We start from the raw sequence: 21,566 nt of genomic DNA, 5'->3' as shown, positions 1-21,566 counted from the left end.
GCATCATTTTATAGGAACATCATACCTGCAACTGCTGCATTTAAGAAGTTTGCTAATGTACCAGCGATAACTGCTTTAATCCCTAACTGTGCAATTTGTTTACGGCGAGTAGGAGCTAATGTTCCTGTTACACCTAATTGAATTGCGATAGAAGAGAAGTTTGCGAATCCACAGATTGCGAATGTTAAAATTAAGTTTGTTTTTGCAGAGAACTCTGCCATGTGTGGTCCTAAGTTTGCGTATGCAACGAATTCGTTGATTGCAAGTTTTTGACCGATAAAGCTTGCTGCTTGTATAGCTTCACCAGGAGAAACCCCGATTAAGATTGCAAATGGTGATAGTAAGTAACCGAAGATTAAATCAAGGCTAAGTTTAATATCAAACCAAGAACCAACCCATCCTAATAAGCCATTTAATAAAGCGATTAATGCGATGAAAGCCATTAACATTGCTGCTACGTTAATAACAAGTTGCATACCTTCAGATGCACCACGTGCTGCTGCATCAATAACGTTTGCATCTTCACGTTCTGTAGAAAGTTCAACGTTATTATCTACTTTTTCTGTTTCTGGCATAATTAGTTTCGCGATTAATAAACTTGATGGAGCTGCCATAATTGCTGCTGCTAATAAGTGTTCTAACGGAATACCCATTGCTGCATAGCCGACAAGAACTGATCCGGCAACGGCTGTCATACCGCTTACCATAATAGTGAAGAATTCACTATTTGTTAAACGTGCTAAGTAAGGTTTGATTAAGATTGGAGCTTCAGTTTGTCCTAAAAATACGGTTGTTACTGAGTTTAAACTTTCTGCTTTAGAAGTTCCAAGAAGTTTACTTAATGCACCACCAACGACACTAACAAATTTCTGCATAATACCGAAATGATATAAGATTGCAACTAATGAACTAATAAATACGATTGGAAGTAGTGCTTGAATGAAGAAAACAAATCCCCAAGGGCCTTTTGCGTTGACTAAATCCCCAGCAACGAACTTAATTCCCTCGTAAGAAAAATTAATTAATCCTTGAACGCCATCTGCAGCGTATTTTAAACCTGCTTTTCCGGCATCCCATCGTAATACGATAAATGAAAATGACATTTGTAATGCTAGTGCGATTAAAATTGTGCGCCAATTAATAGCTTTGCGGTTGGAAGATAGTAAGAAAGCAATTGCTAATACTCCAATCACGCCGCCAATTCCCCATAAAAGATTCATGCAGTGTATGCTCCTTCCTCATAGTAAAAAAAGTGTATAAACCAGTTGTCTATACGTTTACGAATATAACATCTTAAGTAACTTATCATAATGGACATCGGAGGTCAAACGTCTAACGAAAAGTTTAAATAAAAAGAAAATTCTTTAAAAAAACACATATAAAATGATTAAACATGAAATAGGTTATGTTTTTTATGTAAAAATATACATTATGATAACGTTATGGAGTGTTTTTGTAGAATATAGTGTATGAAATAGGGAAATAGATACATTATTTTTTCGGGGATATAGGTGACATATATTAAAAAGAGCCTTCTAGTAATCTAGAAGGCTCTAAAATATAACTTAAGGTGCTTTTGTGTATCCTAAGAAATGGCTCTTCCAATAAGAGTTACTCAATGAAGCGATTGCTACACCTTTATCTCCGGCTTGGATAAATGATCCGCCTCCAAGGTAAATACCCATATGAGAAGGACCTGCTTTATAAGTATCTTTGAAATAAATTAAGTCACCTGGTTGTGGATTTGAAGTTTGTGGTAGGCTACCCCAATATCCTGCAACACTTTGACGACTAATGTTATGACCAAATTTCTTAAATACGTGGTAGATGTAACCACTGCAGTCAACACCAGTAGCAGAAGTACCACCCCAAACGTATGGTACGCCTTGCATTCCTTTTGCATATGCAAGTATGGAAGAACTATCACCACTATTATTGCCTGTATTATTGTTGTTATTGTTTTGATTGTTATTTTGGTTGTTGTTAGGCTTATTATCTACCGCGCCACCAACTGGTGTTTTAGAAAGGTAACGTGTTCCGATGTAACCAGTTTGACCGTTGTAGTTAATTTTGCTCCATCCAGAGTTTTCAGAGATTACTTGAACCTTCTGTCCTTGTGGAAGTGCCCCTATGATTCTATAATTTGTACCTTCGCCGCTACGTACGTTTAGTGCAGAAGCATTAATGTAGTAGTCACCAATTGCACCTTGATCAGGTTGTTTTGGTTGTTCAGGAGTAGCAGAGCCACCTTTAACGAATTTTACAAACTCGCTACTAACGAAGCCTGGTTTTCCTTGATAGTTTACTTTAAACCAACCGTTTTCAGATCCAACTACGTTTAATGTAGTACCATTTAACACGCCACCAATTACACTATGGTAAGCAGCAGGGCCTGTACGAACGCGTAGAGATGTTGCGTTAACAACGTAAGTACCGCCAGTTTGAACAGTTACATTATTGTTTTGTTCTTGTTTGTTATCTTGGTTGTTTCCTTGTGTAACGTTATCGTTAGAACCGCCTTTTGTTACGTAGTCTTTGCTTACGTAAGCAGTTTGTCCTGCATAATTGATTTTGAACCAATCTTGAACTTCTCCAACAACTTGCACAACTTGTCCTTTTGTAACGGAAGCTACAGTTGTATGAGAAGTGCTAGGACCTGTACGAACACGTAGGGAAGATACATTTACTGTATAGTTTCCGCTTGCTGGTTTTACAGATTCTTGGTTGTTATTATTTGTATTGTTGTTTGAAGAACCTGCATTAGAAGAAACGCCAGATACGAATTCGCCACTTACATAACCTACTTGTCCATTATGGTTGATTTTCACCCAACCATTTTCTTGGCCGACAACGTTTAACGTTTGTCCTGCATATACACGCCCAGAAACAGAACTAGAAGTGTTAGGAGCTGTACGCACACGTAATACATCGGCAGTAACTTTATTGTTCCCACCTGTTGTACTTACATTAGAATTGCTTGCTCCATTTTTTGATACAAATTCGCCACTAACAAATCCTGTTTTTCCATTAATGTTAATTTTGAACCAACCATTTTCTTCGCCAATCACATTTAATGATTGACCGTTATAAACACGCGAGATGATGTCGTGAGAAGTACTTGATCCTGCACGAACATGTAATACGCTAGTGTTTACCGTATAAGATGAGCTGTTTGATGCGGAAGCTTGGACAGTTTGTGTAGCAGCTTTTTGTGTATTTTGTTCAGGGGCAGCTTGAACACTATCAAGTGTAGGTGCTGCTCCTCCTGCTACAGACACTGCCGCAAGACCGGCAAGGTATTTTTTCATAATTTGTCGATTCCTTTCTGTCTGTAATGTAGTGAAGAAATATTTACCAACTGTTAAAAATTCTAAAGAGCATGTCGATTACTGTCAAGACTTATGCGGGAATCTGAATATGACAAAAAGATTACAAGAAAAAATCAAGGCATAAATTACACCTTGATTTCCATTTAAATACATATATTGAATGTAGAAAGGTTAGAAATTATTCGCGTTTAAGAAGATGACATATTGGATTGTAACAAGCTTTGAGAAAAGGATCTTTGCAACATTTTTGTGATAGGGCCAACTTGACCATCTTGGATGGCAGTTCCATCAAGGTGAGTCATCGGCAAAATTTCAATCGTCGTTCCTGTAAAGAAACATTCATCCGCTTGATAAACATCGCGAATGCTAAACAGTTCTTCTTTTACTGGAATGCGAAGGGTTTTCGCTAAAGAAAGGACATACTGACGAATGATGCCATTTAAAATAAGGTGATTGGCTGGATGTGTGTAGAGAGTTCCGTTTTTTATGAGAAAGAAATTAGAACAGCTTCCCTCAGTTACAGTACCATTTCGTACGAAAAGAGCCTCTTTACAACCTTTACGTTCAGCTTTCGTAGCGGCTAATACATTGGGTAATAAATTTAATGATTTGATATCACAGCGTAGCCAGCGGGTATCTGGTTCTGATATAGCACGTACACCATATTCAATCCATAACGCTGGTCTTTCTTTCTTCGTAATATAGGCATAGATTGTCGGCGGGACGTCATATGAGAATGTGTGGGTACGAGCTTGTACACCACGAGATACTTGTAAATAAATCGTTCCATCTTCGTAGAAATTATTATTTTCAATTAGTTTGTAAAGTAGGATAATAAGTTCTGCTTTTGAGAAAGGGAGTGATAATTCTATTTCTTCCATGGAGCGATATAATCTTGTGATATGCGGATCTAATAAGTGAAAGTTTCCTTTATATAGGCGAATAACTTCGTAGACACCATCTCCAAACTGCAAGCCTCTTTCTTCAAGTTCTATGTACGCGCGATGTTTTGTTGTATCAATAACTGCATCATTCCATAGTACAAATTTTTCGTATGCCAATTTCTGTCCCATCCTTTCATAAGTGCATAAGTAAAGTGAAGCTTTCATTCATTTGGAATAAAAATCACTATAGTAATTTTTATGTGAGTACTTCTTTACATATGACGTATATGTATTTGTAAATGGTAGAGAAGTAGTAGTGATTTATAGCATTTTGTATATACAAATTCGAAAATGAGAAATAAGAATCCTGCTTTTGAATAAAAAAAAGCAACATTCTTATGGAATGCTGCACAAGGAGGGTAGCTATCTTTCATAGGGACATCGTCTTATTGAATGTTTTGTGTATGGAAACAAAACATATTGAAAGACAATTATAAGAAAGTAGAAATAAACGATTCATATATTTCTTTAAGGGATCTTATTACAGATGAGAGATAAGAAATATATAGAACCTTGCTTACATATTTTATTATAGAGATGTTTCGTTAATCCTATGTGAATATTTGGTAAAGGTTATGTAATGTTAAAGTTAATGAATATAAGTGATTGTATGGAGAAATATAAAAAAAGAGGCTGAGATTACTCAGCGCTCTTCTTTTCTTCTTTAATAGCTGTCTTTACTTCACCGGTTTTGGTCTTATTACTTTCAGAGAAGCGAAGTAAGTCACCTTCAATGATTTTGTCAGACATGTTCAATTCATTTTGGGCACGATCAATGAGTGGTTGAGATTCTTCTTTTGGTAATTGTACAACTTCGCTAGTAGTACGGTCGTAGAATGTACTGTTCGTGTACATGTACTTATCTGTAACGAAGCTACCGTCACGAAGAACAACGAATCCCTTATTATCAGGTGAGAATACATCATGACCGAATTGAACTTGATTCGTAGAATCTACACCAAGTAAGTTTAGAATTGTTGGTTTAATGTCAATTTCACCAGTTGGTTTTGAAATTGTTTTACCTTCTTTTTGACCTGGAACGTGAATAAACATCGGTGTTTTTTGTAAGTTCATATGGTCAAATGCAGTGATTTCTTCTTTTCCTAAGAACTGTGCCATTGCACGGTTATGGTTTTCAGAAATACCGTAGTGATCACCGTAGAATACGATAACTGAGTTGTCGTAAATGCCTTCTGCTTTTAGACGCTCAATAAAGTGTTTCATTGCTTCGTCTAAATAGCGAGCAGTTACCATGTAACGGTCAAATACGCCATCACCAGAATTGTATTCATCGATTAATTTCGTGCTGTCATCATAAGTGAATGGGTAATGGTTTGTTAAAGTAAGGAAGCGAGTATAGAACGGTTGCTTCACTTCTTTTAACATATCGATAGATTGATCGAAGTATTCGATATCCTTTAATCCCCAATTTAATTTCGTTTCTGGCGTAATCTTGTAGTCAAGCTCGTTGTAGTAACGATCATAACCAAGTGCCGGATACATAATGTTACGGTTCCAGAATGTTGCGTTGTTCGCGTGGAATACTGATGTATGGTATCCTTGCTCACGTAAAATTTCTGGAGTTGCTGTATATTCGTTATTACCGTGTGTGAAGAATACAGCACCACGATCTAATGGATACATTGAAGTATCTACTAAGAATTCAGCATCAGATGTTTTTCCTTGCCCAGTTTGGTGGAAGAAGTTATCAAAGTAATAACTTTCTTTCGTAAATTGGTTTAAGAATGGTGTAACTTCTTGTCCGTTAACTGTTGCACCAATTAAAAATGTTTGTAATGACTCAAGGGAGACAACAATTACGTTTTTCCCTTTTGCCGTACCAAACATATTTGGATCTGGTTTGCTTTGCGTTGTTTTTACGTAGTTCTCTGTTTCCTGTAATTTACTACCGTCAGCAAAAGCTTTTTGTGAACTTGATTTTGCTTGTAAGCCAAGATCATACACTTGGTGTACATATAAACCTAAGTTTTTAACAAGCATAACGCGGTCGAATGAACGTGTTAATAGTTCGGGACGCTCAGCTTCTGCAAGTCCTAAGTTTGCGAAGAAAATAGCAACTGTTGACACGAAGTATAGGGAACGCATTGGGCGTGCTACACGTTCTGTCGGTGCAAAATTCTTCATCTTCTTCAATAAAATGAAGAAGACAATAATATCAGCAAATGCAAGGATAATTTTGTAGTTAAACAATTCTTTCACACTAGAACCTAAACTTCCAAAGTTAGATGTTTGTCCTAGTACTGGTAAAGTAACGAAGTCATTGTAGAATCCGTAGAACATTACGTTACCAACAAGAACGATTGTTAAAACAAAATTAATTCCAAGTGCTATATAGTTACGTTTTTTCCCTTTTGCAAATAATGCAAGACCAACAAGCAGTAATGATGCTGCTAATGGGCTAAGGAATAAAATGAATTCTTGCATGAAAGATTCAAGTTTTAAATCAAAGCTTGTGCGTGTAATAAGGTACGTCTTCAGCCATAAAGCTAAAGCTACGAATACAGTGAAACGCACATTTTGAAATTGTGATTTCAAGGTTTCTTTCATTCATTTCCACCCTTTCTCTATCAGGCTTGGTCGATTTTGGAGCGAAAAATGCTAAAATAAAAAATACATAGTTTTCTTGGCCATAATTAGAGGTTCTATATTCACCCATATACGACTATAACTATGCATACCCTTTTGGTTTCTTGTGCTGCTCATAAGCATAACGTCATTTCTGTATTATACAACAAAATTCATTTCTGAGAAACACTATAACATTTTACATTTTTTGTATGAGATTTGTCACTACCAGAGAAAACTTTAACATTCGTTTATATGTCCGTCAACTAGAAAATATAACAAAGGTAGAGCAGAATGTTCAGTGAAAGTGAAAATTTTCTTGTTGAGAAATAAGAAATGACAATGGGTGAGTGGTTATCTAGAAACCTATTATATGAAGGGAAGTATGTAAAAATTAACGAACACTTGTTCTTTTTTAGTTTGTTTGTTACAATGAAAGTTCATTGATAGATTATGTGTAATTTTGATGAACTTTTACTGATAACATATTGTAGCTTATTTCTTTAAAAAATAGGGAGGCTTTTACATGGAACAAAAATTTTCAGTTGAAGCGTTTTGGAAGAAAGCAAAACATGTTGCAAAGCAAGCAGGGCAGTCGGTCATTTATGCAAGTTTATTATTGTTTTACGTTTTGCAAAGACCTGATGTTCCAAAGCGAGTGAAAATTATTGTGATTGGAGCACTTGCTTATTTTATTGCACCAATTGATGCCATCCCAGATTTCATTGCTGGAGTTGGTTATACAGATGATTTAGGGGCGTTAATGGCTGCTCTATTACAAGCGTCGTTATACGTCAATGAAGAGGTGAAAGATAAGGCACGAGTGAAGTTGGCAGAATGGTTTGGTTCGGATATAGACACATCCTTTATCGATCAGAAATTAGATCAGTAGGTGAGAACTGTCATATGGTGACAGGGCGAACGTAAGCGAGGAAGTGCATTATGCCATCAGGAAGAACGCATACGAAAATAAACTTAATATCCCTTCCGGTTGTTTTGTTTATGCTCTTTTCGTATGGATTAACAGACTTGGATTTTTTATTAACTTTTGCAATTGGCTTTTTAGTAGGTACTTCATTTTTAACGCCGGATTTAGATACATATAGTAATGCGTATAATAAATGGGGGTTCCTACGTATATTTTGGTATCCGTATAAGAAGGTCATGCCGCATCGATCCTTCTTTACACATACAATTATACTTGGTGATGTGATTCGTATTGCATACATGTTAATTGTATTTTCTCCGTTTTTATTCCTATTAAATGTAATCGTGCTTGATGGGAATTTAATAGAAATTGCGAAGGAACATGAGGTTGAAATTGTAACGTTCGTAATGGGAATTATTGTAGCAAGTACGCTTCACATTATAGCGGATAAAGTGAATACGCGCCGCAAAAAAATGATGAGAAAAAAGAAGAAACGCAGAAGATAAAAAAACCGTCCCAAAAAGTATTTTGGGACGGTTTTTTTCTTATTAAAAGATTGTCGTATCGCCGATAAAATTTCATTTATTATGATGCGTACTGTTTTAATCAAACGTTTGTTTAAACTTAAGCTTTCAGCACTTTAATACCTTTTACGATGTTCCAAATGAAGTAGTATAAGCTAATAATGCCGCAAATACATAAGACAATCATTGCTCCAATGCCAAGTGTTATGTCTGGTTGATTCGATCCGATACCCATAATTCCTAGAATAATAAATCCAATAAATGACGCGATGCTTGGAATGATGTGTGTCCATAGAGCGCGTTTTGCGTGCGGTTTCGTTTCAGAATCGCCCACAATCCACACAATGATAGGGAATAAGATAGGGGCAAATAATACACTAAAGTATGATAAAGCTGCTAATATTTTGTTTCCGTTCATATATATCACCTCATAAATAATATCCGTTTTTATACCTTTATTATGCAGGAAATGTAGCGAGCTTCCTATCGATGAACATTACAAGAACGTGACGTTTTTGTAAGATTCTCATGATAAATAATAAAATTTTCAAAAAAATCTTTTTTAATGAAAATTGTTGTGATAAAATTAATGAAAACGTTTTCTTTGACGTTTTTTTATTTTAGGTTTAAAGGTATGATGACCTGATAGTCTATTGATGAGGTTATTCTATTTAAAAGGGGATTCTTTAGGGGGAGAGAACAATGAACACATGGACACAAGTTTATGATCCGTTCGGAAACATTTGGATTTCGGCAGCGGTCGCACTTATTCCGATTATCTTTTTTTTCTTAGCTTTAGCAGTTTTCCGCATGAAGGGGTATGTGGCAGGATTAATTACAGTCGTACTTACAATTTTAGTTGCGTTATTCGCTTATAAGATGCCGTTCACGATGGCGATGGCAGCGACGGGATATGGTTTCTTATACGGACTATGGCCAATTGCTTGGATTATCATTATGTCGGTATTTTTATATAAAATATCTGTGAAAACAGGTCAATTCGATGTGATTCGTGCATCTGTATTATCCATTACGAATGACCATCGTTTACTCGTTATTTTAATCGGTTTTTCATTTGGAGCATTTTTGGAAGGGGCAGCAGGATTTGGTGCACCAGTAGCGATTACCGCAGCGCTTCTTGCAGGTCTTGGGTTAAATCCTTTATATGCAGCGGGTCTGTGTTTAATCGCAAATACGGCACCAGTAGCGTTCGGAGCGATGGGAATTCCGATTACAGTTGCTGGACAAGTAACAGGTATTGATCCGCATAAAATTGGACAAATGGCTGGGCATCAATTACCGTTCTTATCATTATTTGTTCCGTTCTTTATCGTATTTTTAATGGATGGATTTAAAGGAGTAAGACAAACATGGCCGGCTCTATTTGTAGCAGGTAGCTCATTTGCAATTACGCAGTTCATTACAGCGACGTTCTTAGGGCCAGAACTTCCGGATATTACGTCAGCACTTGTAAGTTTAGTGAGTTTATCGCTATTCTTAAAAGTTTGGCAGCCGAAAGAAATCTATCAGTCTAAAGAAGCAAATAGTGAAGTAGCAGCAACAGCGATATCTATGCCGAAACTAACGGTAGGAAAAGTAGTAAAAGCGTGGTCTCCATTCATTATTTTAACTGTGATGGTAGTCATTTGGAGCCAAAGTTTCTTTAAAGCGTTATTTGCTCCAGGCGGTGCTTTGGAAAGCCTTGTGTTTAAGTTTGAAGTTCCAGGCTTACACAATTTAGTAATGAAAGCAGAGCCAATTGTAAATAAACCGACGCCTTATGAAGCAATCTTGAAATTAGATATTTTATCAGCGACGGGAACAGCAATTTTAATTGCTTGTATCATTTCTATCTTTATTTTGAAAATGAGTGCAAAAGATGCAGTAGTAACATTTAAAGAAACGTTAAATGAGCTTAAGATGCCAATTCTATCTATCGGATTCGTATTAGGATTCGCGTTTATCGCAAACTATTCTGGTCTATCTTCTACATTAGCATTAGCACTTGCAGGAACTGGCGGACTATTCCCGTTCTTCTCACCATTCCTAGGCTGGATCGGTGTATTTTTAACAGGATCCGATACGTCAGCGAATGCACTGTTCTCGAATTTACAAGCGATTACAGCGCAGCAAGTCGGTGTATCTGAAGTACTTCTCGTTGCAGCAAATACAACGGGCGGTGTAACAGGAAAAATGATTTCTCCGCAATCGATTGCAATTGCTTGTGCGGCAGTTGGACTTGCTGGAAAAGAATCAGATTTATTCCGCTTTACAGTGAAGCATAGTTTATTCTTCGTAATTATTGTTGGTATTATGACGTATGTACAGGCATATTATTTAACGTGGATGATTCCATAAACAACAAAAGAAATAAACTTTGCATTTTTCAGATTATCGTGTATGATGGGAAAGTATTGAAAATTAAATCAGTGATAAACTAGGGGTGCCTAACGTATGCGTAGGCTGAGAGAGAAGCGTGTGAACTTCTTAACCCTTTGGACCTGATCTGGCTCGTACCAGCGTAGGGAAGTTAACGGCTTTACATAATGATGTCTTTATGAGCCAGGTCCTTATTTTTTTATGGACCTGGCTCTTTTTATTTTGGCATACGCTGGCCATATCTTGTCCTTGTCACGTACAGGGGGGCAACAAAGGTTATGAAACAGTCTGTTTCAGCTGAGCAAATTGAATTGAAATCGAGTTTACCAGGAAGTAAGAAAGTGTATGTGGATGGACCACGCGCTGGTATGAAAGTGCCGATGCGCGAGATTGAACAAAGCGAAACGAACGGTATTCCGAATCCGCCAATTCGTGTATATGATACGAGCGGTCCTTATACAGATCCTGCTTATAAAGTGGAACTGGAAAAGGGGCTGCAGGCGCCGCGCCACTCTTGGATCCTGGAGCGCGGAGATGTAGAAGCATACGAAGGGCGCGAAGTAAAACCAGAGGATGACGGTGTGAAAGTGGCTTTGAAACATACGCCTGTTTTCCCGCAAATGGATCGTCAGCCGCTTAGAGCAAAGCAAGGTGGAAATGTTACGCAAATGCATTATGCACGTAAGGGTATCATTACGTCTGAGATGGAATATGTTGCGATTCGTGAAGGAGTAGAGCCTGAGTTTGTTCGTAAGGAAATCGCGGAAGGTCGTGCCATTTTACCAGCGAATATTAACCATCCGGAAGCAGAACCGATGATTATCGGCCGTAACTTTCACGTGAAGGTCAATGCAAATATCGGAAACTCTGCTGTATCTTCTTCGATTGCAGAAGAAGTAGAGAAGATGACGTGGGCAACGCGTTGGGGTGCGGATACGATTATGGATTTATCTACAGGTAAAAATATTCATACGACGCGTGAGTGGATTATTCGTAACGCGCCTGTACCAGTTGGAACTGTACCGATTTATCAAGCGCTGGAAAAAGTAAATGGAATTGCAGAAGATTTAACGTGGGAAGTGTATCGTGATACGTTAATTGAGCAGGCGGAGCAAGGTGTGGATTACTTTACGATTCACGCGGGCGTATTACTTCGTTACATTCCGATTACTGCAAAGCGTACGACAGGTATCGTTTCGCGTGGTGGTTCAATTATGGCACAGTGGTGTTTATTCCATCATAAAGAAAACTTCTTATACACTCATTTTGAAGAGATATGTGAAATTATGAAGCAGTACGACGTTTCGTTCTCTCTTGGAGATGGATTACGTCCAGGTTCGATTGCAGATGCAAATGACGAAGCACAGTTTTCTGAGCTTGAAACACTTGGTGAATTAACGAAGATTGCTTGGAAACATGATGTGCAAGTGATGATTGAAGGACCTGGGCATGTACCGATGCATTTAATTAAAGAGAATATGGAGAAAGAGCTTGATATTTGTCAGGGCGCACCGTTCTATACACTTGGGCCGTTAACGACAGATATTGCACCAGGTTATGACCATATTACATCGGCAATTGGAGCGGCGATGATTGGCTGGTTTGGCACGGCGATGCTTTGTTATGTAACACCGAAAGAACATTTAGGTTTACCGAATAAAGATGATGTTCGCACGGGGGTTATTACGTACAAAATTGCTGCACATGCAGCTGATCTTGCGAAAGGGCACAAAACGGCTCATCAGCGTGATGATGCACTTTCAAAAGCTCGCTTTGAATTCCGTTGGCGCGATCAATTTAATTTATCTTTAGACCCTGAACGTGCGATGGAATATCATGATGAAACATTGCCAGCAGAAGGCGCGAAAACGGCTCATTTCTGTTCAATGTGTGGACCGAAGTTTTGTAGTATGAGAATTTCACATGATATTCGTGAATATGCGAAAGACAATGATTTAGAAACGACAGAAGCAATTGAAAAAGGGATGAAAGAGAAAGCGAAAGAATTTAAAGACACTGGTAGTCATTTATACCAATAACACGTTACACCTCTTTACTTGATTGATCACACTGTAGTACCTAACTTAAATATAGAAGAAGCCCCCTTTGCTAAGACGGTAGCAAAGGGGGCTTCTATTTTCTATAAGGCGAAGAATAATTGTACCCAGTAGTATAAGAGGAATAATGTGACGGCTGTTGTGAGTGGGATTACGATGAGAGATACGCTTAAATAATCTTTCCATTTCACTTTAATTTTATTTTGTCTTAGGATATACATCCAAATGAGGGAAGCTAGCGTACCGATTGGTAATAATAGTGAACCGATGTCACTACCAATGATATTTGCGAGATAGATAGTTTTTAATGTGACTGGATCTAGGCCCATTTCTGTTAGTGTAATGGTACCAATCATAAGTGCAGGGTGATTATTAAAGACGTTAGAGAGGATAGATACAAGTCCGCCCATTGCAAAGCTAGCATAGAGTAGATGCTGACTTACAACTGGTTCGAGCCAACTTACAAGCGCCGCTGTTAACCCTGCATTGTGAAGCCCGTAAATAATTACATACATAGAGAAAGCGAAAATTAAAATGTGCCACGGTGTCTTTTTCAAAATATCGACTGGGTTTGTTCGTAAGTAGTACCATCTCCAGATGAGAAGAACGAGTGAACCGAGTACAGCAACAATTTCGATTGGAATCGATAAGAAGGATGCAACGAATAGAAGACAGCGCATAAGAAAGACGAAACCTAATACTTTTAACATGAATTTTGTACGTTTTTGTTTCGTATTAACAGATTTTGTTCCTTTAAGTGGATGGAAGTTTTTTGTGAAGAAAATCTCTTCAATGTCATAAGAAGAAACAGGTAATTTTTTAGGAAGCTTTTTCTTTAACACTGTATACATGAGCCATGACATAAATAATAAACCTAGTGTTGCAGGTACAAACATCATAGCAGTATGCATGTAAAGAGTCATATTAACGATATTTAATGCGATTAAGTTTACGATATTACTTACACCAATTGGTGCACTAGATGCAGTAGCGATTAAAGCACCACTTAATAAATAAGGAATTTGTTGATGTGGTTTTAATTGAAGGTTTTTTAGAAGAAGAATTAAAATTGGAGTTGTAATTAAAATACTACCGTCGTTATTAAATAAAAGAGTCATAAGAAAACATAATAATTGAATATACCAGTATAGACGGCGACCAGATCCTTTTGCTAAATTTGCAAGTTTCGCTGCGGACCAGTGGAAGAAGCCGAAGCTTTCTAATATAACCGCCATAACGATGGTCGCTAATATTGTTATAGAGGCACCGCCAATTTTACTAATAATATCTATGACGTCTGGTCTTGATACAAGTCCAGTAATCAAGATAATGCCAGCGCCAATTGCTGCCGGCCAAGCCTCATTTAAGCCACGGGGTCGCCAAAAGATAACAATCATCGTTAAGAAGAATACAATAATAGTAATCCATATTTCAATGCTCATATTTTGCCTACCTTTCTATTTTCCCTTGAACAAATGTAGCTTGTCTCAAGTTTGTATTGATAGTATATTCAACAAAAAATAGGAAGAACTAGGCATATAATGGAATAAAGTGAATATGTGTTTTTCAAGCGAAAGGACAAGTGTCACGAATAGTGAAATAACTATTATGAGAGGAGTCTATAAATTAGAGGGGTAGTAAGATAGTAAATGAAATTTACATGGGCGATTATGGAGATATATTGGCGCAACTTAAAATATATCAGCGATTATGGAGATATATCGGCGCAACTTAAAATATATCAGCGATTTTTAAAATATATCGACTTATCGACAAAACATGACAAAAGGAGCCCATCCAAAATGCCTTTTGGAACAGACTCCCCCGAATATATTATTTTTCCTTCAAAAAAGTTCGATCCTTCAAGAATAAATTCCAGAAGAAAATAAATCCTGGTAGTAAAATTGCGATTCCAATTGCGTATAGGATAAGCAATGCATAGAATGTTTCTGTCGTTGTAAAACTTGTAAATACAGTTACATCAGGATAAATAATATAAGGTAAATGTGCGACACCGTAAGCGTAACTTGCAAATGCATATTGAGCGACGACCGCTAAAACGGCGATGCGAGGGTATCCTAGTGTGCCGTACTTCTTGTTTGTCCACCAAAGAGAAGAGTATCCGATAACGAATAAAACGATAGAAACTGTAAACCATGGGAATTGCTTTATTAGTCCTTGCATAAGCCAGTGTGTTTCCGGATCCATTACAACGAGGGCGATAATCGCCGTAACGAGTGTTGCAGGACCAAGGATGATGGCGTTTCTTCTATAAATTCTATACGAATCTTCTGAACCTTGCTCTCTCGCAAAATCAGCAAGAAAGAGAGAGGAGAGAAATAGTTCCGAAGTTAGCCCAAAGAGCATATAGCAGTAGATAACCGGGCTAGAAAGAAGTTTTCCATACAGGAGTACTTCTTTTCCTTCAGAGATTGTAATATAAGCCCCCTCTGTAACGGGTAAAACAGTAATTAATAAGGCTGGAATTAAGAGCCCAGTAATACCTGAAATCACCCGAAGGAGGAATTGATACTTTGGCAGAGAGTAAGCAAATACCATGAATGTACTGCGAATTGCAATGAGTATTAAAATTAACATAACTGGCACGAACATCACTGTCGCAAGGGTGAAAGCAGCTTTCGGAAAGAAACCGAGAAAAGCGACAACGACAAAAACGAGAAATGTATTTGTTACTTCCCAAGTTGGTGATAAGTATCGATTGGCAAGTTTGGCAGCGAGCGTTGGATGTTTTGCGTATACCATGCCCCAAAAACCTGCTCCAAAATCGATGGACCCTAATATACTGTATACGAAAATAAGAGCCCATAAGATGATGATTGCAATACTTTCCTCATGCACGAGAATCGCCTCCTTCGTGATGTAAATCATTTGTAAGCGGATGTTTCTTAAAGAATGTCCGTAGTACAAAAACTGTTAAAATGCCGAGTCCAATATATAAAATGATGAATAGAATAAATAAAGGACCGACAAAATCAGCGCGTGTAGAAGCGTCGACTGTCCGTTGCATACCATAAATGGTCCACGGTTGACGACCACTACAGCTGAAAATCCACCCGAATTCAATACCGAGCATCATAATTGGTCCACATGCTGCAGCTCCCCAAAGAAGCCACTTCGGTAATTCTGCACCTTTTTTTCGGTAAACAAAGTACCAATATAAGAGGGCGATTGCTGCAACTGCAAAAGTAAAGGCAGCGGTGCCGACCATTAAGTTGAATAGTGTATGTGTGTAAAATGGTGGCCATGTTTCTTGTGGGAATTCCTTTAGTCCTTTTACGACGGTGCTAGGGTCGAGTCCCACTAGTAGGCTAAGCGTGTTCGGAATTTCTAGTGCATAGTTTAGTTCAAGTGTGTTAGGGTCTACAACTCCGCCAATTGATAACGGTGCATGTGATGTCGTTTCAAATAAAGCTTCGGCAGATGCAAGTTTTTCAGGAGAATGCTTATGTAAGGCAATCGCCGATTCGTGTCCCGAAAGCCACATCGTAGCACCTGTAATAAATGTCACGACGAGTCCTAACAGTAGTCCCTTTTTATGATAAGCAATTTCACGTTTACTTAAGTTCTTCTTTAATAATTTAAATCCAGCGATAGAGGCAATGACGGCAGCTCCAGTTGTATAGGCTGTAATCACAACGTGGAATGCGCTTGTACCAAAACTCGGATTAAAGAAAGCTTTCCATGGATCAACGTTAAAAACTGATCCATCTGGCCCCATTGAAAAGCCTGCGGGTGTATTCATCCATGTATTTGCTGATGTAATAAGCACGGCAGATGCCGTGGCCCCAATCATGACGAAGAATAGCGAGATTAATCTCATGAATGGAGGTAGTTTGTCAGCTGCATATACATAAATAGACATGAACAACGCCTCTAAAAAGAAGGCGAAAATCTCAATTTGAAAGGGAACAGAAATAACCTGCCCAACAATTTTGGCAAAACCAGGCCAAAGAAGTGAGATTTGCACACCAACAATTGTTCCAGTTGGAATTGCTACACCGAGAAGGATGGCAAAAGCCTTCGTCCATCTTTTCGCCATAATGGCGTAATCGGAATCTTTCTTCCAGTGATAGAGTATTTCACTTATAAAAATCATTAATGAAAGTCCGACACCAAGTGTTGCAAAGATAATGTGGAATGCTAATGAAGAACCAAAAAATGCTCTTGCTAATGTTACCGTATCCATATGTAAACTCCTCTTCTTTTTGCCATTATTTTCTGATTGAATTGGAAGATTTATTCAGAAAAACTACCAAAAATATATATGTATTTAAAAAGTGGATATGGTAATATAATGTTTGAATATTCTAAATAGAAAGAAGTTAATGTTTAATAATATTTTGTTTGTTTTTTAGTAAGGAATATTTTATAATCTTTTATGCGAACATAAGTTCTGTTTTTCGAGGTGAAGAAGTTTATGTGAAATGGAGAGGATGTTTTATGTATCCTGAAGTCATTAAAAAGATGGCATTTTCAAAAGAGCATAGAGATTTATTATTGAAGCTGTATAATAAAGAGATTACGCGTCGTGAATATGATCGACTTGTGGCATCGCTATATAGACCTTCTAAAGAGGCTTGTGAGGGATAGAGGCAAGGGAGACAATCTAATAGATTGTCTTTTTTAATTTTACGTATGTTCTGGTAAAATTAAGGCTAGCCTTATTAGGGAGGTGAAAAGATTGCGGAAACGTTTATATATAGGGATTGGAGTTATTCTCTTAATCGCTTTAGGTGGCATTGTATTTTGGTCAGCTATACAAGGAAACCGTACAGAACATTTTATTTTAAGACATATGGTGAATGAAAATGGGACGCTTGCCACATATCGTTTTGCGGATACACAGGCAGGTACGGGTGAAGCGAAAGGCCGTGAAGCTTTATCGGAATCAGCAGGACTATGGCTACAATATACATTGGATAAAAACGATCAAGCGTTATTCGATGAACAAGTTAAGGTTATTCAAAATAGCTTTGTACATAAGGAGCATATTGTTATATGGAAAATCTCTGAAAAGGGAGAAATGCAGTCAGCTACAAATGCACTTATAGATGATCTTCGTATTATAGAACAATTATATCGTGCTTATGAAATGTACAAGGAAGAGCGTTATAAAAACTTGGCAGATCAATTGAGTGACGCTGTAATTCGTTATAATAAGAAAGATAATTATTACGTTGATTATTATGATGCAGATGCAGGGAAACAAAATAATTTTGCAACGACATCATACTTAAATCCACACGCATTCTCGTATATGAAAAAGTACGGCAAAGTTTCTGCACAGCAATATCAGGAAGTCGTTCAATTTTTAGCGGATTATCCAAGGCATGGCTGGGCATTCCCAAAAGAGTATAAAGAAGATGGTACATTTACGTACGATAAAGAAGTAAATCTTATTGACCAATCATATGTTGCATATCATCGAAGTTTAGGTGGCCTTTCATCAGCTGCTTATTTGGAATTTATCAAGAAGAAGTTCCAGGAGGATGGAAAGCTATACGGTCGTTACAATTTAGAAACGGGAAAACAAACTGTGAATTATGAATCACCAGCCGCATACGGACTAACGATCTTGTACGTACTACAAACAGGTGATACAAAGTTTGCAAAGGAATTATATGATCATATGGCCACATTCCGAAATGACAATATATTTAGTAGATATTACGGTGGATACGTAACAGGTGAAAATAATAATACGCATATTTTCGATAACGTATTGCCGCTTTTAGCGGAAATGGAATTGGAGAAGAGTAAGAAATAGAAGGTGCTATCCTCTGAAGGTGGCACCTTTTATTTTTTACTAAGTCGATATAATTTTACGTTCTAATATTGGAGAAGTAGTCAATTACGAATCTACGGAATTGCTGAGCGGTTTTTGATAAGTAGCGTTTCTTCGACCAACTCAATCCGATAGTCCGCTCGCAATTGGGTTCAATAATACGTAACTTATTTAATGCTAAAGTAGAGTTTTTTAATAAAGTTAAACTTGGGACAAAGGCGATGCCGAGACCTTGCTTAATAAGGTCGCTAATCACGGTTGGTTCATCTACTTCAAAAGCGATATGTGGAGTGAAGCCAGCTTCTTTACAAAATTCATCCGTTAAGTGCCGAAATCCGTAACCAGTGTTCATACTAATAAATGGTTCGTCTTTTACTTCATGCAGATGGATACTTTCGCGTCCTGATAAACGATGACCTGAAGGGACAACTAAGAAAATTTCTTCTGTAATAAGCGGTTCCCACATAATTTCCTCGCCTTCAATTGGCACAGAAGAAATGCAAAAGTCAATTTCTATATTATCTAGTTGTCGCTTCATAGAAGGAGTAGATGCGAGAAATTGTTGGAATCGAACGTTAGGATGTTCTAGTAAAAAAGAACCGAGTAGTTCTGGTAATATTCTCGGAATAGAAACGGCCAGTGTAATAGAGCCTTGTTGTAATTCAGCTAAATCTTTAATTTCTCGTTCGCCTTCACTTAATTCATGAAAAATGCGCTCTACGCGTTTTAAAAATACTTTTCCAAAAGAGTTTAATGTAATCTGTCGACCTTGGCGATCAAATAATAGGACGCCTAAGTCCTTTTCTAATCTAGCGATTGTTTTGCTAAGCGAAGGCTGTGCGATATGCAGTTCTTCGGCGGCTTTTGTCATATGTTCTAATCGTGCGACTGTCTGAAAGTATTTTAGTTGAAGAAGTTCCATTTTGACTCTCCGTTCTATAGACCAAAAGGAATGAATTGATAATTAAAGATGTATTATACAGTATGAAAATGGGCGTGTATAGTAAATCTGTTAAACCATTCTAATGGTGTTAAATTAGGAGAAGGAGTATGTTTCATGAAGGGAATTCAACTTATATTTAAAGATTGGAAAGCGATGTGGCATCATAAACATGGACGTATCGCTTTAATTTTTTTATTAATCGTTCCTTTAATTTATTCAGGATTCTTTTTAGCTGGATATTGGGATCCATATGGACGATTAGATAAATTACCTGTTGCAATTGTAAATTTAGATAAAGGTGCTGCGATGGATGAAAAAACAATTCATGCAGGAGAAGATTTTGTCAAAAATTTAAAAGAGAATAAGGAACTAGCTTTCATTTCGTATCAGAAAAAAATGCTGATGAAGGGTTAAAAGAAGATAAGTATTATATGGTCGTTACGATTCCAGAGGATTTCTCTAAAAAGGTAAGTACACTTATGGATGAGAAACCAGAGCCAGCGCAGCTTCAGTACAAGGTAAATCCGGGTAAAAACTTTGTAGCAGCTCAAATTGGAACGACAGCTGTTGAAAATATGAAAACAAAAATTTCAAATAGTATTACGAAATCTTATACAGAAGGTGTCTTTTCAAAGTTTCAAGATTTGGCACAAGGATTGAGTGATGCAAGTAATGGTGCTGAGAAGCTGCATGAAGGAACGACAGATGCAAAAAATGGGGCGAATCAGCTTGCAGATGGTATTCATCGTTTAAGTGACGGGGCATCAAAAGTGAAAGAAGGAAGTGAAAAACTTGCTTCTAGCCAATCTGCCTTAAGTGGCGGCGCAAATGAGCTGAGTGAAGGGGCAACCTCACTTCATAGTGGTATGGCGTTATTAGCTCAAGGTGAAAAAACTTTACAATCAGGGGTTAGTGAATTAAGTGCTGGTACAAATGAATGGGTGAACGGAAGTGAGAAACTCGCTGAAGGGCAAGCGAAAGCGGACAATGCAGCAAATAGTGTAAAACAACAATTAGAAGAGTACGTGAAAAGTCATCCAGAAGTGCAGCAAGATCATTGCTACTTCTAACGGATTAGCTAAAGCAGCAAACACTTTAAATAATAGCCAACAACAATTGACACAAGGTGCGAAGAAGCTTGCTGATGGTCAGAATAAGATTGAAGAAGGTATGAATACATTCGGAGTTAAGTTAAGCGAGGCTACTGCTGGCACGAAAAAGATAGCAGATGGTGCTGCGAATGTAGCTAATGGATTTACGAAGTGGGGAAATGGATTTACAACATTACAAGAAGGTGTAAATCACCTTGCGATTGGCGGAACAGAGCTGAATCATGGTGCTAATAAGTTAGCGGACGGACTTGTTAAACTTGACGATGGTGCGAAAGAACTTTCTACGAAATTAGGAGAGGGCGCAGAGAAGATAGCGGATGTTCGCAATGATGATGCCCGTAATACGATGTTCTCAGAGCCGGTTCAGTTAGTGAAGTCGACAGTTTCTGATGTGCCTAACTACGGTTCAGGCATTGCACCATACTTTTTATCACTGGCATTTTATGTTGGCGGAATTATGGCATCGAATATTTTACCTCTTGGCCGTAGACAAAATATGAAGGTAAGCGGAACAGTACATTTTATTAATAAACTAGGATTGGTATATTTAATTGGACTTATTCAAGCATTACTTGTGGATGTGGCTGTGCTAGGAGTTATGAAATTAGAAGTTGCAAGTGTGCCATTCTTTGTTTTATCAAGTATCGTTATTTCCTTTACGTTCATGACGTTTATTCTTATGTTAGTAACGGTATTTGGTCTTGTTGGAAAGTTCTTAGCGGTAACGCTTCTAGTCTTGCAATTAGCGACGAGCGGGGGGACTTTCCCAGGAGAATTAAATATAGCTGTTCTTAGCAAAATTGGACAGTTTCTCCCAATGTCCCATTCTCTTAGAGGATTACAAGATGTTATCTCTTTAGGAGATTGGTCACAATTACAAATGGTACTATGTCAAGAAAATAGACAAATCAAACAGAGACATTTTATTCGTTAAGCAGCTTGAGATTGTTGCTTTTCA

17 protein-coding genes, 1 pseudogene and 1 riboswitch are annotated in these 21,566 nt (G+C 37.6%); of the genes and pseudogenes, 9 read left to right on the top strand and 9 right to left on the bottom strand.

What is annotated here, in order from left to right:
- Nucleotides 1-8: 8 nt before the first annotated feature.
- From JDS99_RS19285 to JDS99_RS19270, 4 genes are all read right to left on the bottom strand, one after another.
- Entirely contained in the window at nucleotides 9-1,220 is a 1,212-nt protein-coding gene (locus tag JDS99_RS19285) for a NupC/NupG family nucleoside CNT transporter (protein ID WP_098082127.1), read from the bottom strand.
- Between the two features lie 345 nt (nucleotides 1,221-1,565).
- Nucleotides 1,566-3,308 carry a C40 family peptidase gene (locus tag JDS99_RS19280; RefSeq protein ID WP_199695530.1) on the bottom strand — a complete coding sequence of 581 codons (1,743 nt, stop codon included), beginning with the start codon at nucleotides 3,306-3,308 and terminating at the stop codon, nucleotides 1,566-1,568.
- Nucleotides 3,309-3,517: 209 nt separating this feature from the next.
- Complete coding sequence (locus tag JDS99_RS19275) at nucleotides 3,518-4,402, bottom strand: D-amino-acid transaminase (protein ID WP_088064822.1); 885 nt, start codon at nucleotides 4,400-4,402, stop codon at nucleotides 3,518-3,520.
- 510 nt (nucleotides 4,403-4,912) lie between these two features.
- A complete protein-coding gene (locus tag JDS99_RS19270; RefSeq protein ID WP_060488013.1) occupies nucleotides 4,913-6,841 on the bottom strand; it encodes an LTA synthase family protein in 1,929 nt (642 codons plus the stop codon).
- 544 nt (nucleotides 6,842-7,385) lie between these two features.
- On the opposite strand from JDS99_RS19270, the gene JDS99_RS19265 reads away from it, so the two are divergent.
- Both JDS99_RS19265 and JDS99_RS19260 read left to right on the top strand, forming a co-directional pair.
- Complete coding sequence (locus JDS99_RS19265; RefSeq protein WP_000435500.1) at nucleotides 7,386-7,751, top strand: YkvA family protein; 366 nt, start codon at nucleotides 7,386-7,388, stop codon at nucleotides 7,749-7,751.
- Nucleotides 7,752-7,801: 50 nt separating this feature from the next.
- Nucleotides 7,802-8,293 (top strand): metal-binding protein, encoded by a 492-nt coding sequence (locus JDS99_RS19260; protein ID WP_199695529.1) that lies wholly within the window; start codon nucleotides 7,802-7,804, stop codon nucleotides 8,291-8,293.
- A 118-nt stretch (nucleotides 8,294-8,411) separates the two neighbouring features.
- On the opposite strand, the gene JDS99_RS19255 is transcribed toward JDS99_RS19260, so the two are convergent.
- A complete protein-coding gene (locus JDS99_RS19255; protein ID WP_199695528.1) occupies nucleotides 8,412-8,729 on the bottom strand; it encodes a magnetosome magnetite crystal formation protein family in 318 nt (105 codons plus the stop codon).
- A gap of 284 nt (nucleotides 8,730-9,013) precedes the next feature.
- Here JDS99_RS19255 and lldP point away from each other — a divergent pair, with 284 nt between their 5' ends.
- Together lldP and thiC are read left to right on the top strand one after the other, a co-directional pair.
- Nucleotides 9,014-10,669 (top strand): L-lactate permease, encoded by a 1,656-nt coding sequence (gene lldP / locus JDS99_RS19250; protein ID WP_001099351.1) that lies wholly within the window; start codon nucleotides 9,014-9,016, stop codon nucleotides 10,667-10,669.
- Nucleotides 10,670-10,740: 71 nt separating this feature from the next.
- A riboswitch (TPP riboswitch) is annotated at nucleotides 10,741-10,856 on the top strand.
- A 112-nt stretch (nucleotides 10,857-10,968) separates the two neighbouring features.
- Nucleotides 10,969-12,729: a phosphomethylpyrimidine synthase ThiC gene (thiC, locus tag JDS99_RS19245; protein WP_000814449.1), complete on the top strand. Its 1,761-nt coding sequence runs from the start codon at nucleotides 10,969-10,971 to the stop codon at nucleotides 12,727-12,729.
- A 101-nt stretch (nucleotides 12,730-12,830) separates the two neighbouring features.
- Here thiC and JDS99_RS19240 read toward each other — a convergent pair whose 3' ends face one another.
- The 3 genes from JDS99_RS19240 to cydA all read right to left on the bottom strand — a co-directional run bounded on the left by JDS99_RS19240 (nucleotide 12,831) and on the right by cydA (nucleotide 16,954).
- Nucleotides 12,831-14,189, bottom strand: coding sequence for an arsenic transporter (locus JDS99_RS19240; protein WP_046960100.1), 1,359 nt, complete (start codon nucleotides 14,187-14,189; stop codon nucleotides 12,831-12,833).
- A gap of 391 nt (nucleotides 14,190-14,580) precedes the next feature.
- Nucleotides 14,581-15,606 carry a cytochrome d ubiquinol oxidase subunit II gene (locus JDS99_RS19235; protein WP_000544164.1) on the bottom strand — a complete coding sequence of 342 codons (1,026 nt, stop codon included), beginning with the start codon at nucleotides 15,604-15,606 and terminating at the stop codon, nucleotides 14,581-14,583.
- Nucleotides 15,599-16,954 (bottom strand): cytochrome ubiquinol oxidase subunit I, encoded by a 1,356-nt coding sequence (gene cydA, locus JDS99_RS19230; RefSeq protein ID WP_199695527.1) that lies wholly within the window; start codon nucleotides 16,952-16,954, stop codon nucleotides 15,599-15,601. The genes JDS99_RS19235 and cydA overlap by 8 nt, the downstream gene beginning before the upstream one ends.
- 254 nt (nucleotides 16,955-17,208) lie before the next feature.
- On the opposite strand from cydA, the gene JDS99_RS19225 reads away from it, so the two are divergent.
- Nucleotides 17,209-17,358, top strand: coding sequence for a hypothetical protein (locus tag JDS99_RS19225; RefSeq protein WP_000283173.1), 150 nt, complete (start codon nucleotides 17,209-17,211; stop codon nucleotides 17,356-17,358).
- A 91-nt stretch (nucleotides 17,359-17,449) separates the two neighbouring features.
- Entirely contained in the window at nucleotides 17,450-18,535 is a 1,086-nt protein-coding gene (locus JDS99_RS19220) for a transcriptional regulator (RefSeq protein ID WP_141542770.1), read from the top strand.
- Nucleotides 18,536-18,590: 55 nt separating this feature from the next.
- Here JDS99_RS19220 and JDS99_RS19215 read toward each other — a convergent pair whose 3' ends face one another.
- Nucleotides 18,591-19,475, bottom strand: a complete 885-nt coding sequence (locus JDS99_RS19215; RefSeq protein ID WP_088064816.1) for a LysR family transcriptional regulator — start codon at nucleotides 19,473-19,475, stop codon at nucleotides 18,591-18,593.
- A 135-nt stretch (nucleotides 19,476-19,610) separates the two neighbouring features.
- Between JDS99_RS19215 and JDS99_RS32405 the strand changes: the two are divergent.
- From JDS99_RS32405 to JDS99_RS32395, 3 genes and pseudogenes are all read left to right on the top strand, one after another.
- Nucleotides 19,611-20,065, top strand: a pseudogene (locus JDS99_RS32405) (YhgE/Pip domain-containing protein); the annotation flags it as partial.
- Nucleotides 20,066-20,071: 6 nt separating this feature from the next.
- A complete protein-coding gene (locus JDS99_RS32400; RefSeq protein WP_369413402.1) occupies nucleotides 20,072-20,566 on the top strand; it encodes a hypothetical protein in 495 nt (164 codons plus the stop codon).
- A gap of 46 nt (nucleotides 20,567-20,612) precedes the next feature.
- Entirely contained in the window at nucleotides 20,613-21,542 is a 930-nt protein-coding gene (locus tag JDS99_RS32395; protein WP_255543210.1) for a YhgE/Pip family protein, read from the top strand.
- The last annotated feature ends 24 nt before the right edge of the window (nucleotides 21,543-21,566 follow it).

The sequence above is a fragment of the Bacillus cereus group sp. N6 genome, assembly GCF_016483705.1.
GTDB classification, from domain to species: Bacteria; Bacillota; Bacilli; order Bacillales; family Bacillaceae_G; genus Bacillus_A; species Bacillus_A wiedmannii.
The sequence above is the reverse complement of the archived record's forward strand: the minus strand, read 5'-3'. Positions and strand labels throughout refer to the sequence as shown.

Excerpts from the sequence above, each read along its gene's own strand:
- JDS99_RS19285 (WP_098082127.1), bottom strand. The coding sequence starts at position 1,220 with ATGAATCTTTTATGGGGAATTGGCGGCGTGATTGGAGTATTAGCAATT.
- JDS99_RS19280 (WP_199695530.1), bottom strand. The coding sequence starts at position 3,308 with ATGAAAAAATACCTTGCCGGTCTTGCGGCAGTGTCTGTAGCAGGAGGA.
- JDS99_RS19275 (WP_088064822.1), bottom strand. The coding sequence starts at position 4,402 with ATGGGACAGAAATTGGCATACGAAAAATTTGTACTATGGAATGATGCA.
- JDS99_RS19270 (WP_060488013.1), bottom strand. The coding sequence starts at position 6,841 with ATGAAAGAAACCTTGAAATCACAATTTCAAAATGTGCGTTTCACTGTA.
- JDS99_RS19265 (WP_000435500.1), top strand. The coding sequence starts at position 7,386 with ATGGAACAAAAATTTTCAGTTGAAGCGTTTTGGAAGAAAGCAAAACAT.
- JDS99_RS19260 (WP_199695529.1), top strand. The coding sequence starts at position 7,802 with ATGCCATCAGGAAGAACGCATACGAAAATAAACTTAATATCCCTTCCG.
- JDS99_RS19255 (WP_199695528.1), bottom strand. The coding sequence starts at position 8,729 with ATGAACGGAAACAAAATATTAGCAGCTTTATCATACTTTAGTGTATTA.
- lldP (WP_001099351.1), top strand. The coding sequence starts at position 9,014 with ATGAACACATGGACACAAGTTTATGATCCGTTCGGAAACATTTGGATT.
- thiC (WP_000814449.1), top strand. The coding sequence starts at position 10,969 with ATGAAACAGTCTGTTTCAGCTGAGCAAATTGAATTGAAATCGAGTTTA.
- JDS99_RS19240 (WP_046960100.1), bottom strand. The coding sequence starts at position 14,189 with ATGAGCATTGAAATATGGATTACTATTATTGTATTCTTCTTAACGATG.
- cydA (WP_199695527.1), bottom strand. The coding sequence starts at position 16,954 with ATGGATACGGTAACATTAGCAAGAGCATTTTTTGGTTCTTCATTAGCA.
- JDS99_RS19225 (WP_000283173.1), top strand. The coding sequence starts at position 17,209 with ATGTATCCTGAAGTCATTAAAAAGATGGCATTTTCAAAAGAGCATAGA.
- JDS99_RS19215 (WP_088064816.1), bottom strand. The coding sequence starts at position 19,475 with ATGGAACTTCTTCAACTAAAATACTTTCAGACAGTCGCACGATTAGAA.
- JDS99_RS32400 (WP_369413402.1), top strand. The coding sequence starts at position 20,072 with ATGAAAACAAAAATTTCAAATAGTATTACGAAATCTTATACAGAAGGT.